Source organism: Nocardioides cavernae, from assembly GCF_016907475.1.
Taxonomy (GTDB): domain Bacteria; phylum Actinomycetota; class Actinomycetes; order Propionibacteriales; family Nocardioidaceae; genus Nocardioides; species Nocardioides cavernae.
On record NZ_JAFBCA010000001.1, the window covers coordinates 4,084,404 to 4,099,483 of the forward strand.

At 72.6% G+C, this 15,080-nt stretch carries 13 protein-coding genes; 2 read left to right on the forward strand and 11 right to left on the reverse strand.

All coding sequences use genetic code 11. The features are described from left to right. Positions 1 to 270: 270 nt before the first annotated feature. From JOD65_RS19280 to JOD65_RS19300, 5 genes are all read right to left on the reverse strand, one after another. A complete protein-coding gene (locus tag JOD65_RS19280; RefSeq protein WP_191194993.1) occupies positions 271 to 3,039 on the reverse strand; it encodes an ATP-binding protein in 2,769 nt (922 codons plus the stop codon). Between the two features lie 91 nt (positions 3,040 to 3,130). Beyond that, a complete protein-coding gene (locus JOD65_RS19285; protein ID WP_191194992.1) occupies positions 3,131 to 4,303 on the reverse strand; it encodes an NAD(P)/FAD-dependent oxidoreductase in 1,173 nt (390 codons plus the stop codon). Continuing rightward, complete coding sequence (locus JOD65_RS19290; RefSeq protein ID WP_191194991.1) at positions 4,300 to 5,610, reverse strand: flavin-containing monooxygenase; 1,311 nt, start codon at positions 5,608 to 5,610, stop codon at positions 4,300 to 4,302. The genes JOD65_RS19285 and JOD65_RS19290 overlap by 4 nt, the downstream gene beginning before the upstream one ends. Positions 5,611 to 5,686: 76 nt before the next feature. Beyond that, positions 5,687 to 6,259, reverse strand: coding sequence for an OsmC family protein (locus tag JOD65_RS19295; RefSeq protein WP_191194990.1), 573 nt, complete (start codon positions 6,257 to 6,259; stop codon positions 5,687 to 5,689). Continuing rightward, positions 6,256 to 6,732 (reverse strand): MaoC family dehydratase, encoded by a 477-nt coding sequence (locus JOD65_RS19300; protein ID WP_191194989.1) that lies wholly within the window; start codon positions 6,730 to 6,732, stop codon positions 6,256 to 6,258. The genes JOD65_RS19295 and JOD65_RS19300 overlap by 4 nt, the downstream gene beginning before the upstream one ends. A gap of 137 nt (positions 6,733 to 6,869) precedes the next feature. Here JOD65_RS19300 and JOD65_RS19305 point away from each other — a divergent pair, with 137 nt between their 5' ends. Then, positions 6,870 to 7,031: a hypothetical protein gene (locus tag JOD65_RS19305; RefSeq protein ID WP_191194988.1), complete on the forward strand. Its 162-nt coding sequence runs from the start codon at positions 6,870 to 6,872 to the stop codon at positions 7,029 to 7,031. A gap of 12 nt (positions 7,032 to 7,043) precedes the next feature. Then, the gene (locus tag JOD65_RS19310; protein WP_191194987.1) at positions 7,044 to 7,727 is read left to right on the forward strand and encodes a GNAT family N-acetyltransferase; all 684 of its coding nucleotides are present in this window, start codon (positions 7,044 to 7,046) and stop codon (positions 7,725 to 7,727) included. Here the strand turns inward: JOD65_RS19310 and JOD65_RS19315 are convergent. From JOD65_RS19315 to JOD65_RS19340, 6 genes are read right to left on the reverse strand one after another with little or no spacing between them, the layout of a single operon-like run. Then, positions 7,679 to 9,073 (reverse strand): amidase, encoded by a 1,395-nt coding sequence (locus JOD65_RS19315; RefSeq protein ID WP_191194986.1) that lies wholly within the window; start codon positions 9,071 to 9,073, stop codon positions 7,679 to 7,681. The two genes, JOD65_RS19310 and JOD65_RS19315, sit on opposite strands and share 49 nt — an antisense overlap. Next, the gene (locus JOD65_RS19320; protein ID WP_191194985.1) at positions 9,070 to 9,717 is read right to left on the reverse strand and encodes an SRPBCC family protein; all 648 of its coding nucleotides are present in this window, start codon (positions 9,715 to 9,717) and stop codon (positions 9,070 to 9,072) included. Before JOD65_RS19320 ends, JOD65_RS19315 begins: the two co-directional genes overlap by 4 nt. Next, positions 9,714 to 12,137: an aerobic carbon-monoxide dehydrogenase large subunit gene (cutA, locus tag JOD65_RS19325; RefSeq protein WP_191194984.1), complete on the reverse strand. Its 2,424-nt coding sequence runs from the start codon at positions 12,135 to 12,137 to the stop codon at positions 9,714 to 9,716. Before cutA ends, JOD65_RS19320 begins: the two co-directional genes overlap by 4 nt. Continuing rightward, positions 12,134 to 12,649 (reverse strand): (2Fe-2S)-binding protein, encoded by a 516-nt coding sequence (locus JOD65_RS19330; RefSeq protein ID WP_191194983.1) that lies wholly within the window; start codon positions 12,647 to 12,649, stop codon positions 12,134 to 12,136. The genes cutA and JOD65_RS19330 overlap by 4 nt, the downstream gene beginning before the upstream one ends. Further along, positions 12,646 to 13,512 carry an FAD binding domain-containing protein gene (locus tag JOD65_RS19335; protein WP_191194982.1) on the reverse strand — a complete coding sequence of 289 codons (867 nt, stop codon included), beginning with the start codon at positions 13,510 to 13,512 and terminating at the stop codon, positions 12,646 to 12,648. The genes JOD65_RS19330 and JOD65_RS19335 overlap by 4 nt, the downstream gene beginning before the upstream one ends. Beyond that, on the reverse strand, positions 13,509 to 14,933 hold the full coding sequence (locus JOD65_RS19340) for a uracil-xanthine permease family protein (RefSeq protein WP_204811291.1): 1,425 nt from the start codon (positions 14,931 to 14,933) through the stop codon (positions 13,509 to 13,511). Before JOD65_RS19340 ends, JOD65_RS19335 begins: the two co-directional genes overlap by 4 nt. Positions 14,934 to 15,080: the final 147 nt, after the last annotated feature.

The following is a 15,080-nucleotide window of genomic DNA, read 5'->3' on the forward strand; positions in this document are numbered from 1 at the left end:
GTTGACCGGTCGTGGTGATGTTCCCGGTCGATCGCTCTCTCCGTCTCGTCCCAGCCACCTCATCACCCGGTGCCTGCGACGTTCCCCGGCGTACCGGTTCCCGTCGTGCGGACTCGTCGTCCAGAGCCATCCCGCCTCCCCTTGCGGGGCTGCGTAGGGAGAGTTCTATGCCCTGCGTCACACCGTCCGCAAGGCCTTCGGCGAAGCTTTTTCCACATACTCCGGGTTCCGGCGCGTCGTGCACAGCAAGGCCCTCACCGTCCCCAGGTGTCAGCACTTCTCCACACGTTCGTGCACAGCTTCCTCCACACCGACGTCGCCGTCGAGGACGCGGGCGAGCACCTGGTCGAGGGTCAGCTGCGCGCCCTCGACGCGCAGCTCCTCGAACCGTTCGTCCCCCAGGGCGCTGCGGAGCGCGGCCACGACTCGGTCGTGCTCGGGCACGTCTCCGGGGTGGCGCCGGGCGCCGAGGACGCGCAGTGCCTCGTCGCCCGCACCGACGAGCACCGCCCCCAGCTCCGGGCGACCCAGCGCGTGCTCGGGCCCGGCCAGCTGGGAGACGGTCCACGCCGCCATCAGCCTCCGGCCCTGGGACCAGCAGATGCGCAGCGCCTGGTGGGTGAGCCGCCGGGCCTCCTCGTGGTCGCCGCGGTGGTCGGCCAGGTAGCTGAGGTTGGAGAGGAACACGCTGACGTACATCTCGTCACCCAGGTCGCCGGAGATCTGCAGGCCCTCCTCGTAGGCCTCGCGGGCCTCCTCGTCGCGCCCGGCGACCCGCGTCAGCTCGCCGCGGATGTTGAGCACCTGGGCGACGAGCGCGGGACTGCCGACCCCGCGCCCGAGCGCGAGCGCCTCGTCGTTGGTCCGCATGGCAAGCCCGGTCTGCTCGACGTCCGCGATGTACGTCGCCGAGGTGACGGCGAGCCCGTACGCCACGAGCCGGGTCTCCCCCAGCTCGCGGAACAGGACGGTCGCGCGCTCCCAGTGGGTGCGTGCCTCGGGCCGGTTGGAGGGGAACGCCATGAACCCGGCCGCCAGGTGGATCCGCGCCGAGATGTAGGGGTCGAGCCGGTCCTCGACGGCGAGCATCTCGTCGATCCAGCGCAGTCCCTCGGCGTGGTTGCCCTCGAGGAACCAGTAGGCGCCCAGCGCCGCGGTGATGCGCGCGGTCAGGGGCAGGTCGCCGGTGCGGGCCGCCCATGCGTGTGCCGCCCGCACCTCCTGCAGCATCTCGCTGATGTCGTCGAGCCAGCGGTAGGTCGCGTCGGTCCACCGGCGCTCGTAGAGGTCGTCGAGCCAGGACGAGAAGTACGCCGCGTGGCCGGCCCGGGCGGCCTCGCGGTCCGCGTCGGCCAGCCGGGCGGCGTGCTCCCGCACGAGTGCGAGCATCCCGAAGCGCGGCTCGTTGCGGTAGCCGGTCGTCCGTCGCACCAAGCTGTGGTCCACCAGGACGGTGAGCGGGTCGACCACGTCGCCGTCGGCCCACACCGCCTCGACGGCCTCCAGCGGCACGTCGCCGTGGAAGACCGAGAACAGCCCGAACAGGCGCTGCTCCGCGGGGCCCAGCAGCTGGAGGCTCCAGTCGATCGTCGACGGGATCGTCTGATGGCGGTCCGGGAGGTCTCGTCCGGCCGCCGCGGTCGACAGGAGGCGGCCCGTCAGGCGCTCTCGAAGCAGGGCAGGGGACAGCGTGCGCAGATGGCCGCCGGCGATCTCGATCGCCAGGGGCAGCCCGTCCACCGCACGGCAGATCGCGGCGACGTCGTCGACGTGGTCGACCAGCTCGAAGTGGGGGTCGACCGCGGTCGCGACCTGGTCGAACAGGACGATGGCGTCGGCGAGGCCGTCGGTCCCGTGCCCGCCCTCGAGGGTCAGGGGGTGCACCTCGTGGACGTGCTCACCCGCGACGCGCAGCCGCGCCCGGCTGGTCACCAGCACCCGGAGGTCGGTGGACCACTGCAGCATGTCCCCCACGAGGTCGGCGGCCTCCACGACGTGCTCGAAGTTGTCGAGGACCAGCAGCAGGCTCTGGCGCTGGAGCGCCTCCTCGAGCATCTGGACCACGTTGGAGTTGTCCCCCGACCGGATGCCGAGCTCGCTCACGGTCAGCTCGGCGACCAGACCGGGTTCGGCGACCTTGGTCAGGTCGACGTAGCACGTGCGCTGGCGGGTGGCCTCGCCCCAGACGTGCGCGACCTCCGCCGCGAGTCGGGTCTTGCCGACCCCACCGATGCCGAGCAGGGTCACCAGCCGGTGCTCCTCGAGCAGGGAGAGGACCGCGTCGACGTCGGCTTCACGTCCCACCGTCCGGGTCGCGGGTCGCGGCACCCGGGTCGTGCTCGCACCCGGTGCGGCCGACGCCGGCTCGACCGGCGGCATCGCCTGGGCCCGTGCGTGCAGGGCACGGGCAGCGGGGCCGGGCTCGGCGCCGAGCTCGTCGCGCCACGTCCGGGCCATCGCCTCGAGCTGGCGCAGCGCCTGGCTCCGGCTACCGCTCTCCACGTGCTGCTGGACCAGCCGGAGGTGTGCCTCCTCGTCGAGCGGCTCCGCGGCCACCAGGTCGGCCCACCGCCCGGCTGAGCGGAGCAGCTCCAGGTAGGAGACGCGGAGGCGCTCGCGCTCGGCGTCGGCCCATGGCTCGTAGAGGTCCTCGGGCAGCAGGTCGCCGCGGTAGAGGTCGATCGCCTCCCCCACCGACGACGGGTCGCCTGCCGCACGGTCGAAGCGCTCGACGTCGACCGCCACCTCCGCGTCGGGCCACAGCGAGACCACGTCGCCGGCCAGGACGACCGCGGACGGGACCCCGACGGCCGCACGTGCGTAGTGCGCGGCCTTGTGCAGCCGGGGCGCCGCCTGCTCCAGGAGCAGGTCGGGCCAGAGGAGGTCCACCAGCTGCTCACGGGGCAGCTGCCGGCCGGGCCTGAGCGCGAGCACCTTCACCAGCGTGGCGGCACTGCGGCGGGTCCAGGCGTGCGCGGCGACGGCGCGGCCGTCGACGACGACCGCGAACCCTCCGAGGAGACTGATGTCGACGTGCATCGCACCCTCCCAGCCGCGAGCGATGCGACTCTACGCCCGTCAGGGCGCCCGGATCGACGCCATTTCCCGGGGCCGTCCGGACGTACGGCGCTCAGCCCGCGACGTCAGCCCGGTCGAGCTGCTCGAGGTGCTCGACCTCGTCACCCATCGCCGCGCTGAACCGGCGGAGCAGCGACCGGATGCCGGGAGCGTCCCAGTCGTACGCCGCCACGCGCTCGGTCACCTCGAAGACGTCACGCGAGAGCCGGTCGCGGGTCTCCTGGTAGCGCCCCAGCGCCACGTGCTCCGGGACGGCGCCGGCGTGGGAGGCGAGCACCTGTCCGGCCAGCAGCTCGGCGTCCCGCAGCGCGTCGGTGATGCCGTGGGAGGTGATCGGGTCCTTGAAGTAGCCCGCGTCCCCCACGAGCGCCCACCCGGGTCCGGAGGACTCGCGCGCGAAGCCGGGCAGGCCGGCCCAGCCGCGGAGCGGGGTGACCGGCCGGAGCCCGCGCGCCCGCTCCGCAGCGGCAGGACCCGCGGCGTCGAGCAGTCCGGCGAAGGCCTGCTCGACGCCGAGGCGGCGCAGGCCGCGCATCCGCGCGGGGGTGGTGCCCACGAACACGCACGAGGCCCCGTCGTTGGTCGGGATGACGCCCGACCCCGCGCCGTCGCCGTACGTCCACTCGAAGCCGTCGCCCAGCGGGTCCTCGACGTAGCGGTAGAGCACCGCGCTCGACGTCCACCCCTGCCACGTGGTCCGCGCGCCGACCTCTTCTGCGACGCGGGAACGGATCCCGTCGGCACCGATGGTGAGCCCGGCCGCGAGCTCGACGCGGACGCCGCTGCGGGTACGGCCGACGACGCCGGCCACGCGGCCCGAGCCGTCGCGGCGCAGGGACGTCACGGCCGTCTCGTGCAGCACCCGCGCTCCGGCCTGCTCGGCGGCGTCGACGAGGAGCCGGTCCAGCAGGTGCCTGCGGGGTGCGTAGAGCGCGTCCACCCCGGACCGGGGTCGGATGGCGACGTCGGCGACCTCCCCGTCCGCGTAGCCGAAGACGGTGCGTTGGACGGCCGGTGTCCCGGCGGCCACGACGTCGGCCAGCACGCCCCAGCGGGACAGCTGCAGGACTCCGCCACGCATGAGTGCGTGCGTGGAGAGGGTGTCGCTGCCGCGCCGCCCCCGGTCGACCAGGGCGACCGACAGGCCGGCCCGGGCCAGGAGCAGCGCCGTGGAGGCGCCGGCGACCCGGCCGCCCACCACGACGACGTCGACACTGTCTCTCATGCTGCCGGCTCCTGTCGGCCGGTGCCGGAGCCGTCGGTGGCCGGCACCCGTGCCCCGCTCGCGGCGAGCAGGTGGGCCACCACCGACCCGGCGTCGTGCCGCGCCCCGTCGATCTGGCCGGAGTCGCGCCGGTGCTGGAAGCGCTGCCCGACGACGTACACACCCTCGGCGGGGGTCACGCCCCGGTGCTGGCGGACGGCCCCGTCGGGGTCGGTGATCGGCAGCCGCAGCCAGGGGTGGTGGGGGCGGTAGCCCGATGCCACCAGCACCGTGCCGATGCCCTCGGCGCGCAGGTCGACCCGGCGCCGCGGGGACCCGATCGCCACGGGACGGGGCCGCGGGCTGTCCCACAGCTGGCCGCCCAGGCCGATCCGCTCGACGAAGTGGTCGAGGCTGTCGATGAGCCGGTCCAGGTTCGCGTCGGCGGCACCGACGGTCGCGGCGAGGTCGTCGCGGAAGTGAGCCGTACGGCCGTCGACCGTGTCGAGCCGTCCGACGAGGCGGACACCGTGCTCCTGGAGGCGGCCGAGGTCGAGGTCCTCGGTGGACCGCTCGGGGTCGTCGCGGCCCACGAGCTGCAGCGAGGTCTCACCGCGCGCGGCCACCGGGTCGGCCACCTCGTCGATGGTCCGGGCCAGGCGGCCGGTGTTCTCGAGCCACCAGAAGATGTCGAGGCCGCGGTGCCGCCTGGGCATCCGGGTGTGCCGCCCGACCGCGAGGGTGACCTCGCGACCGGCCCGGTTGAGCTCGTCGGCGATCTGCATGCCGGACGCCGACGCGCCCACGACGAGCACGCCGCCCGTCCCGAGCCGGCCGGGGTTGCGGTAGTTGTTCGAGGTCACCAGGTCGATCCCGGAGGTGTCGAGCCCGGCGAGGCCGGCCGGCACGTGGGGAGTCCCGTGCGGCCCGGTCGCGATGACGACGTGACGGGCGTGCCAGGTGCCGCGACTGGTGACGACGCGGTAGCGACGTGCCGGGCGGCCGCCGGGTGTGGCGGCGACCTCGTGCACGGTGGTTCCGTCGACGACGGGCGCGCCGAACGAGGCGGCGTACGCCTCGAGGTAGCCGATGAAGGAGCCGACGCTGAGGTAGCCGTCGGGGCGTGGCCCGCGGTAGCTCCAGCCGGGGAGCCGGGTCATCCAGCTCGGCGTGAGCAGGTGGAGGGAGTCCCAGCGCTCGGTGCGCCAGCGGTGGCCGATCCGGCCGCGGTCGAGCACGACGTGCTCGCGTCCGGCGTCCGTGAGCAGCTTGCTCACTGCGAGGCCGGCATGTCCGGCCCCGATGACGACGGTGTCGATGGTGGTCATCCAAGGTTCCTTTCAGGTGTTCTGCGTGCGAGCGGCCGGCCGGTGGTCCGGCCGACCGCTCGCACGCCTGACGGGCTCAGCCCGTCACCACGTCGATGTGGACGGGCGTCGGGTTGGTCAGGGCGTCGTAGACGGCCGAGCGACGGCGGGACTGGTCGACGATGTCGCGCAGGGTGGCCTCGTCGGCGTCGCCCTCGATGCGGAACGTGACCTTGATCTGCTCGTAGCCGTTGCGGACGGCGCCGCCCGAGAGCCCGAGGATCCCGAGCAGGTCGATGTCGCCCGTGACGGACGACGAGACGTGCGTGAGCCGGACCCCGCGGGCCGCCGCGATGTTGGCGATGCCGGAGGTCAGGCAGGCCGCGATGGCGTGCAGCAGGTACTCGATCGGCGTCGGACCGACGTCCGTGCCGACGAGCACGGCCGGGTGGTCGGACTCGACCACGGTGTCCTGCGCGTGCCGCATCTCCTGCATGGCGCCGTAGAAGCCGGCGAACGTCGAGCGGCTGTGGGTCCCGGACACCCAGGTGTTGGTGGCCCGGAACTGGAACTCCGCGATCTCGTTCGTCTGCTTCACGGCGTCACGCGTGCCGAAGAGCGTCGGGACGTCGACCCCGTTGAGGGGCGCCTTCTCGGTGGTGGTGCTCATGCGATCTTCTCCTGTGTCGGTGCCGGGGACCCGGCGTGTGGGTGGGTGATGGGTGAGGTGGCGGCGCCGACCACGGGGTCGCGCCAGACGACGGCGGTGCCGTCGAGGACGAGCACGTCGTCCTGGTTCGTGATGCTCGTCGCGAGCGTGGTGACCGGCTTGTCGTCGCGGACCGCGGTGACGACCGCCGTCGCCGTGAGGACGTCGCCGGGCCGGACGGGCGCGAGGAAGCGCCACGAGACCTCGAGGAACACGCTCCCCGGGCCGGGCAGCTGCTCGGCGACGAGCGCGTTGAGCAGCCCGGAGGTCACCCCGCCCTGCACGACGATGCCGCCGAAGCGGGAGCGCGCGGCGAGGTCCTCGTCGTAGTGGACGGGGTTGCGGTCACCGCTGATCGCGGTGAAGAGCTCGATGTCACGACGGGTGACGGCCCTGGTGCGTCGGGCTGAGGCGCCGACCTGGTTGCTGGTCATGGCGCCGAGGTTGGTCGGTGGACCTTCCCCCGGCCTTCCGGATTCCTTCCCCGGGCCGGAACGGGCTGCGGAAGGGCGCCGGAAGGACGTCGGACCAACCTCGGACCACTCAGTCCACACCGACCAAGGAGCCGCTCATGCACCACTCGCTCACCACCGTCCTCGCCACCTCACGCGAACAGGAGCTGCGCACCGTCGTACGCCGCCCCGACCGCCTGATGGCACGCGTGCTCGAGCTCCAGGCGCACCCGCCGACGAGCCGTCGCACGCTCCGCTCGCTCCACACCACCCGTTCCTGAAGGAGACACCTCATGACCTGCAGCACCACCATGGCCGCCCCCCGCACCGCCACGCCCACCGCGGCGCCCACCACCGGCGCAGCGGGCGGGCGGGCGGTCCACCCGGTCCACGTCCACGTCCACGTCCGGCTCCGTGACGGCGGGTCCGTCCTGCTCCGCCCGCTCGTCGGCGGTGAGGTCGCCGTCCTGGAGACGGTGTTCGAGGGGTTGTCCACGCGGTCGCGCAGACAGCGGTTCCTCGTCCCGATGCCGCGGCTCCCGAGCGGTCACCGCCGCGCCCTCGCCGACGTCGACGGCCAGCGGCACGTCGCCTGGGTGGCGCTCGTCGACGGGGTGCCTGTGGGCATCTGCCGCTACGTGACGACGGCCCCCGACGCCGCGGAGCTGGCCTTCGAGGTGGTCGACGCCCAGCAGGGCCGGGGCATCGCCTCCGCGCTGGTCGACGCCGTCACGACGGTCGCCCGGTCCCGCGGCATCACGTGGATCGAGGCGAGCGTCGAGTCCGGCAACCTCGCGTCGGAGGCCGTGCTGGCTCGCGTCGGCATCGAGCTCTTCCTGTCCGACGGCCTGCTCGAGGGCCGCGGCGAGCTCCGTCCGGCCCCGTCACGGTCGCTGGTCAACCAGCGCGCCGTGCTGGCCCTCGCGGGTCAGTCGGCGAGCAGCTCCTCGACCGCAGCGGCGACCTCGAGCAGCTGACGGTCGGCTCCGTGCCGGGCGACCAGCTGGACGCCGACGGGAAGGCCGTCGGCGGTGCGCCCGGCGGGCACGGAGATCGCCGGGCAGCCGGTGACGGTGATGAAGTAGGCCGAGCGCATCCAAGCGAGGTAGTCGGGCATCTGCTGCCCGTTGATCGTCTCGGGGAACTCCTGCTCGACCGGGAACGGCGGCACCTGCGAGGTCGGCAGCAGCAGCACGTCGTGCCCGCCGAAGAAGATCCGCATGGTCTCCGACAGCGAGGTGCGCTGCGTGTAGGCGCGGGCCACGTCGGCGCCGGTCAGCGGCTCCCCGGCGCGGATGTTGGCCTCCAGCGACGCCTTGAACGAGGTGGGGTGCTCGGCGAGCAGCCGCCCGAGCTTGGCCTGGAAGTGCCAGGCGCGCAGCGTGCGGAAGGTGTCGTCGGCCAGGGACAGGTCGGGGTGGGCCTCGGCCACCGACGCTCCCGCGTCGGAGAGCCGCGCCGCGGTCGCACGTACGACGTCCGCGACCTCGTGGTCCACCACCAGAGAGCCGCCGAGGTCCACCGAGCACGCCACCCGCAGCCCGGCAAGGCGTGCGGACGCGAGCGGCGGGGCGAACGACGCACCGGGATCACCCAGCGCGAGCGGCGCCCGTGGGTCGGGACCGGCGAGCACCGACAGCAGCAGGGCGAGGTCGCCGACGTTGCGGGCCATCGGACCGCCGACGGACGTGCTCTCCCACTGGTTGTAGAGCGGCCACTCCGGCACCCGGCCGAGCGAGGGCCGCATGCCCACGACGCCGCAGAACGACGCCGGGTTGCGCAGGGAGCCGCCCATGTCGGAGCCGTCGGCCAGCGGCACCATCCCGGACGCGAGCGCGCACGCCGCTCCCCCGCTCGACCCGCCCGCGGATCGCGACGGGTCGACCGGGTTGCGGGTGACGCCGAAGACGGTGTTGAACGTGTGGGACCCGGCCGCGAACTCCGGCACGTTGGTCTTGCCGACGAACACCGCGCCCGCGCTGCGGACCCGCTCGACGAGAAGGTCGTCGTGGTCGGCGACGGCGTCGGCGAAGATCGGCGAGCCGTAGGTCGTGCGCCACCCCTTCAGCGCGTGGGTGTCCTTCACCGCGAAGGGCAGCCCGTGCAGCGGACCCACCTCCTCGCCCGAGGCCTGCGCCTGGTCGGCGACGGCCGCCCAGGCACGGGCGCGCTCGGCGTCGAGGGAGACGATCGCGTTGAGCTCGGGGTTGCGCTCCTCGATCCGGTCGAGGTGCAGCTCGAGGAGCTCGGTCGCCGAGATCTCCCCGGACCGTACGGCGGCGGCCTGGGCGCGTGCGGTGGAGTCGACCGTCAGACCGGTCACCGGCGACGTCCCAGGAGCACGCCGAGCGCGACGAGGCCCGCGCCGACGGCCACACCGAGGAGGAAGTCCTGCTGGGAGCCGGCACCTGCGAGGGACGACGGCTTGGCAGGAGCGGTGAAGACCTGCCCACCACCGGCCGGTGCGTCAGCACCGCTGGTCGAGGAAGGCACGCTCGCGCCTGTCACGAGACCCGCCTCGGCCGGTCCGCCCGCGATCGCCTTCTCGACGTTGCCGAAGAACTCCGCGGCCATCCGTCGCGAGACCGAGGTCAGCATCCGCTGGCCGACGCCGCCGACCATGCCGCCGACGACCGCGTCGGCGTCGTAGAAGAGCGTGGTGGTGCCGTCGGGGTTGCCCTCGAAGCGGACGGCCACGTCGGCTCCGACGGTGCCGGGGGCGCCGGCACCCTGCAGGTTCATCTTCAGCGACTTGTGCGGTGTCAGGTCGCTGAGCTTGCACGTGCCGGCGTAGGTGCCGCGGATGCTCGCGACCCCGGCGGTGACGGTCATGTCGTAGGTGTTGTCCGCGGTCTCCTCGAGCCGCTCGCAGCCGGGGATGGTGCGGACCAGCACGGTGGGGTCGAGCAGCGCGTCCCACACCTGCTCCACGGGGGCGACCAGGGTGGCCTCTCCGGCGATCTTCATGCGGACTCCTCAGTCAGGGGGTGGGGTTCGTCGGCGTGCGCGAGGCGCAGCTCGAAGAGCTCGGACGGCGAGATGGGCATCGACATGATCGGGAACCCCTCGGCGTCCTCGATGGCGGCGGCGAAGACGGCGGCCGACGGGATGACGCCCGCCTCGCCCGCGCCCTTGATGCCGAGCGGGTTGAGCGGCGACGGCGTCTCGAGGTGGTCGATGTCGATGCTCGTCGGGACCTCGGTGGCGTAGGGCATCAGGAAGTCCATGAACGAGGCGTTGAGCAGCTGGCCCGACTCGTCGTACGCCATCCGCTCGTAGAGCGCGCCGCCGACGCCCTGCGCGACCCCGCCGTGGATCTGGCCCTCCACGATCATCGGGTTGATGAGGTTGCCGCAGTCGTGCACGACGGCGTACTTGAGGATCTTGATCTCCGCGGTGTCGGGGTCGGTCTCCACGATCACGGCGTGCATGCCGTTGGCGAAGGTCGAGCGCGGCGGGGAGTAGAAGTCCTTGCCCTCCAGGCCCGGTTCGTCGTCCTCGGCCACCGGCGGCTTGCCGGGGTCGCCGACGGAGAACTGGGTGGCGGCCTTGGACGCCTCGTCGAAGGCGTAGCGCAGCGGGTTGGACAGGACCGCGACGGTGCCGAGGTCGATCCGAGTCCCAGCAGACGCGTCGGTGCCGCGCACCGACACGACCCCGTCGGCGATCTCGAGGTCGTCCTCGGACGCCTCCAGCGCCTCCGCTGCGATCCGCAGCGCCTTCTCCTTCGCGCGCAGCGCGGCGAGGTGGATGGCCGAGCCGCTCATCACGGCCGCCCGAGAGGCGAACGTGCCCACCGCGTAGGGCATCTTGCGGGTGTCGCCGGTCGTGATCTCGACATCCTCGAACCGCACCCCGAGGGTGTCGGCGACGATCTGGGCGAACGCCGTCTGGTGGCCCTGGCCCTGCGTGGTGAGGCCGGTCGCGACCTTGACCTTGCCGGAAGTCTCGATGTGCACGTGGGCGCCCTCGTAGGGGCCGACGCCGGTGCCCTCGACGTAGCAGGCGAGGCCGATGCCGACCTTGCGTCCCTGGGCGGCCATCTCGGCGCGGAAGTCCTCGAACTCGTCCCAGCCCACGAGCTCCTTGAGCTTGACCAGCGAGGCCGGGTAGTCGCCCGAGTCGTAGGTCAGCTCGCGACCGTCCTGGAAGACCAGGCCGTGCTCGTAGGGGAACTCGTCGGGCTGGATGAAGTTGGTCGCCCGCACCTCGGTGCGGTCCTTGCCGAGGTAGGCCGAGATCGCGTCCATCGTGCGCTCCATGACGAAGCAGCCCTGTGGCCGGCCGGCACCGCGGTAGGGCGTGACGATGACGGTGTTGGTGTAGAGCGACTCGAAGACCACGCGGTAGTTGGCCGGCTTGTAGGGGCCGAGCAGCTGGGTCGAGGTGATGATCGGGACGATGAGGCCGTAGGGCGTGTAGGCGCCGTGGTCGTGCCAGAACTCGACGTTGAGCCCCAGCACCCGGCCGTCGTCGTCGAAGCCGACCTCGACGTGGTGCTGCTGGGCGCGCTCGTGCGCCGAGGAGATGAAGTGCTCGCGCCGGTCCTCGGTGAACTTCACGGGCCGCCCGAGCGTCATGGCCGCCAGCGGGACGAGGAGCTCCTCGGGCCACGGGTGGTTGATCTTCACGCCGAAGCCGCCGCCGACGTCGGGGGTGACCACGTCGACCTTGGCGAGGTCGAGGCCGAGCTTGGCGGCCACGCAGCCGCGCACGCCGGTCGACGTCTGGGTCGAGGACCACACCGTCAGGCGGGACGTGTCGGGGTCCCACCGGGCCACCGTGCCGCGCCCCTCCATCGGCGTACAGGCGGAGCGCTCGACGTCGAGGTCGAGGGTCAGCGTGTGGGGCGCCGTGGCGATGGCCGCACGGGCGTCGCCGTTCTCCTGCTCCATCCGGGCGCCGACGTTGTCGGGCACGTCGTCGTGCACGGCGTTCGCCGCCGCGCGGGCAGCCGCGATGCCGACGACGGGCTTGAGGAACTCGTAGTCGACGCGGATCCGGGACACGGCGTCCTCGGCGACGTAGCGGTCGACGGCGACGACGAAGGCGATCGCCTCGCCGACGTAGTTGACCTCGTCCCTGGCCAGCGCGTACTGGGTGCGGCCGTGGGTCAGGGTCGGGTGCGGGATGAGCAGCGGCAGCGGTTCGGCCATCGGACCGGTGAGGTCGTCCCACGTCCAGACGGCGATGACGCCCTCGAGGTCGAGCACGTCGGAGACGTCGATGTCGACGATCCGCGCGTGGGCGTGCGGCGAGCGCAGCACCGCGGAGTGCAGCAGGCGCGGGTCGTCGGTGAGCAGGTCGTCGACGTAGCGGCCCTGCCCGCGCAGGAAGCGCTGGTCCTCGACGCGCGCCACCTTGGCGCCGAACATCTTGGTGGTCATGCCTCACCCCGCTCGCGCTCGGCCACGATCTCGCTGGCGCGGAGCACCGACTTCACGATGTTCTGGTAGCCGGTGCAGCGGCAGAGGTTGCCGGCGATCATCTCCCGGGCCTCGTCCTCGGTCGGGTCGGGCGTCTCGCGCAGGCCGGCCGTGATGGTGGTGAGGAAGCCCGGCGTGCAGAAGCCGCACTGCAGGCCGTGGCAGTCGGAGAACGCCTGCTGCACCGGGCTCAACCGACCCTGGGCGGTCCCGTCGTCCTCGGTCAGTCCCTCGACCGTGGTGATCTCGGCGTCGACGGCGGAGACGGCGAGCATCAGGCACGAGCGCATCGGAGTGCCGTCGACCAGCACCGTGCAGGCGCCGCACACGCCGTGCTCGCATCCGACGTGCGTGCCGGTCAGCCCGCAGTCGTGGCGCAGCGCGTCGGACAGCAGCCGCCGGGCCGGCACCTGCACCTCGTGGACTGATCCGTTGACGTGCAGGCGTACGTCGTGGAGCTGTTCGGTGGTCACGGGTGGATCGCCTCTCCTGCCCGCGAGCGGGCGTGGTCGGTCGCGGCCGCCAGGACGCGCGGCGCCAGCACCTTCACGAGGTGGGTCCGGTAGGCGGCGGTGGCATGGATGTCCTCGGCGGGGTCGAGCTCGGCCAGGGCCGTGGCGGCGGGGTCGCCCGCCGGGTCCTGGACCGCGTCGGTGACGTCGACGACGACGGGGACGTCGCTCACCGACACGAAGCCCACCCGGGCGCGGGTGACGGCCTCGCCGTCCGTCTCGACGTGCGCGGCGACGCCGACGAGGGCGTAGTCGCCGTGGCGCCGGGCGATCTCCTGGAAGGCGACGCCGGCACCGGGCGCGAGGGCCGGGAAGAACGCCTCGACCGCGATCTCGTCGTGGGCGAGGGTCGACTCGAGCGGGCCGGCGAACAGCTCCGCTGCCGGGATCGTACGACGACCGCGCACCGACGCGACGTCCACCGATCCCTCCAGCAGCCGCAGCACCATGGGCACCTCGGCCGCGGCGTCGGCGTGCACGATCGAGCCGACGGTGGTGCCGCGGTTGCGGATCGTCGGGTGGGCGACGTGGCGCAGCGCCATGGCCAGCAGCGGCTGGGCCTGCTCGGCCTCGGCCGAGCCGAGCACCTCGGCGTGCCGGGCCAGGGCCCCCACCCTGACCCCGTCCTCGGCCACGCGGACGTGGCCGAGGTCGGGCAGGGCGTTGATGTCGATGAGCATCGACGGAGCGGCCAGCCGCATGTTGAGCAGCGGGACGAGCGACTGACCGCCGGCCAGCACCTTCGCCCCCTGCTCCCCCGCGAGCGCCGCGAGGGCTTCCTCGAGGGTGGCGGGTCGCAGGTAGGCGAAGGGTGCGGGCTTCATCGCTTGTGCGTGCCTCCGGAGGCCGCGTCGTCGACGCCCTCGTCGTAGTCGGGGTGGCTGAGGTTGCGGGTGACGGCGCCGGAGCTGTCGCTGCCGCGGCCCTTGACCATGTGGAAGAAGACGATGACCAGGATCGTGCCGAGGGCGATGCCGCCGAGCTCGAAGTCGTCGCCGAAGGTGAGCGTCACGCCGCCGATGCCGGCGATGATGCCCGCGGCGAGGCCGACCATGTTGACGGGGTTGCCGAAGTCGATCCTGTTCTCGACCCAGATCTTCGCCCCCACCAGTCCGATCATCCCGTACAGGACAACCGTGATGCCGCCCAGGACGCCGCCGGGCGTCGCGTTGACGACCGCGCCGAACTTCGGGCACAGGCCGAGCAGGATGGCGACGAGCGCGGCGACGTAGTAGGCGGCCGAGGAGTAGACCCGGGTCGCGCCCATGACGCCGATGTTCTCGGCGTACGTCGTGGTCGGGGAGCCACCGAACGCGCTGGAGAGGGCGGTCGCGATGCCGTCGGCACCGATCGCACGGCCCATGTAGGGGTCGAGGTCCTCGCCGGTCATCTCGGCGACGGCCTTGACATGGCCGGTGTTCTCCGCGACGAGCGCGATGACGCCGGGCAGGACGAGCAGGATCGCGGTGAGCGAGAACGACGGACCGTGGACGACCGAGACGCCGTCGGCGAGGGTGCCGCTCGGCAGGCCGATCCAGTTGGCGGCCTCGACCGCCGCCCACGAGACGCGGTCGTGCTCGGTCGCCTCGGTGGCGCCGCCGAGGACGGAGGTGATGGGACCGAGGACGAGGTCGGCGAGCCAGGACAGCAGGTAGCCGAAGATCAGGGCGAGGAGGACCGCGATGCGCGACCAGAAGCCGGGGAGCACCACGGCCGCGAAGACCATGAAGGCCGCCGTCAGCAGGGCGATCCACTGGTCCTGGGGCCAGTAGATCCCGGCGACGACGGGAGCGAGGTTGAAGCCGATCAGCATGACGACCGCACCGGTGACCGCCGGCGGCAGGATCCGGTGGATCAGCTGGGCGCCGGCGAAGTGCACGAGCACACCGACGGCGGCGAGGACGAGGCCGCCGACCAGGATCGCGCCGGTGACGTACGACGAGTCGTTGCCCTCGTCGAGCGCGCGGATCGCCGCGACCGAGGCCACGAACGACGCGCTGGTGCCGAGGTAGCTGGGCACCCGGTTCTGCACGATCAGCAGGAACAGGATGGTGCAGATGCCCGAGAACATGATGGCGAGGTTGGCGTCGAGCCCCATGACCAGGGGGAAGACGAAGGTGGCGCCGAACATGGCGACCACGTGCTGGGCACCGAGACCGATCGTCTTGCCCCACGGCAGGCGCTGCATCGGCAGCACGGCTTGCCCCGGTGCGGGATCGACTACTTCCCACTTGAACATCGACATGTGCAGGCCTCCAGATTCGACGGGGTGGTTACCCGAGAAGCCACAAACTAGTGCGGTCCATCTCACACCCTCACTGGCGACATCTGCCGAAGGAACGCCGGAGTCGCTGACAAGTTCTCGGGCGGGTCGGCCGGCTGTCTACCCTTC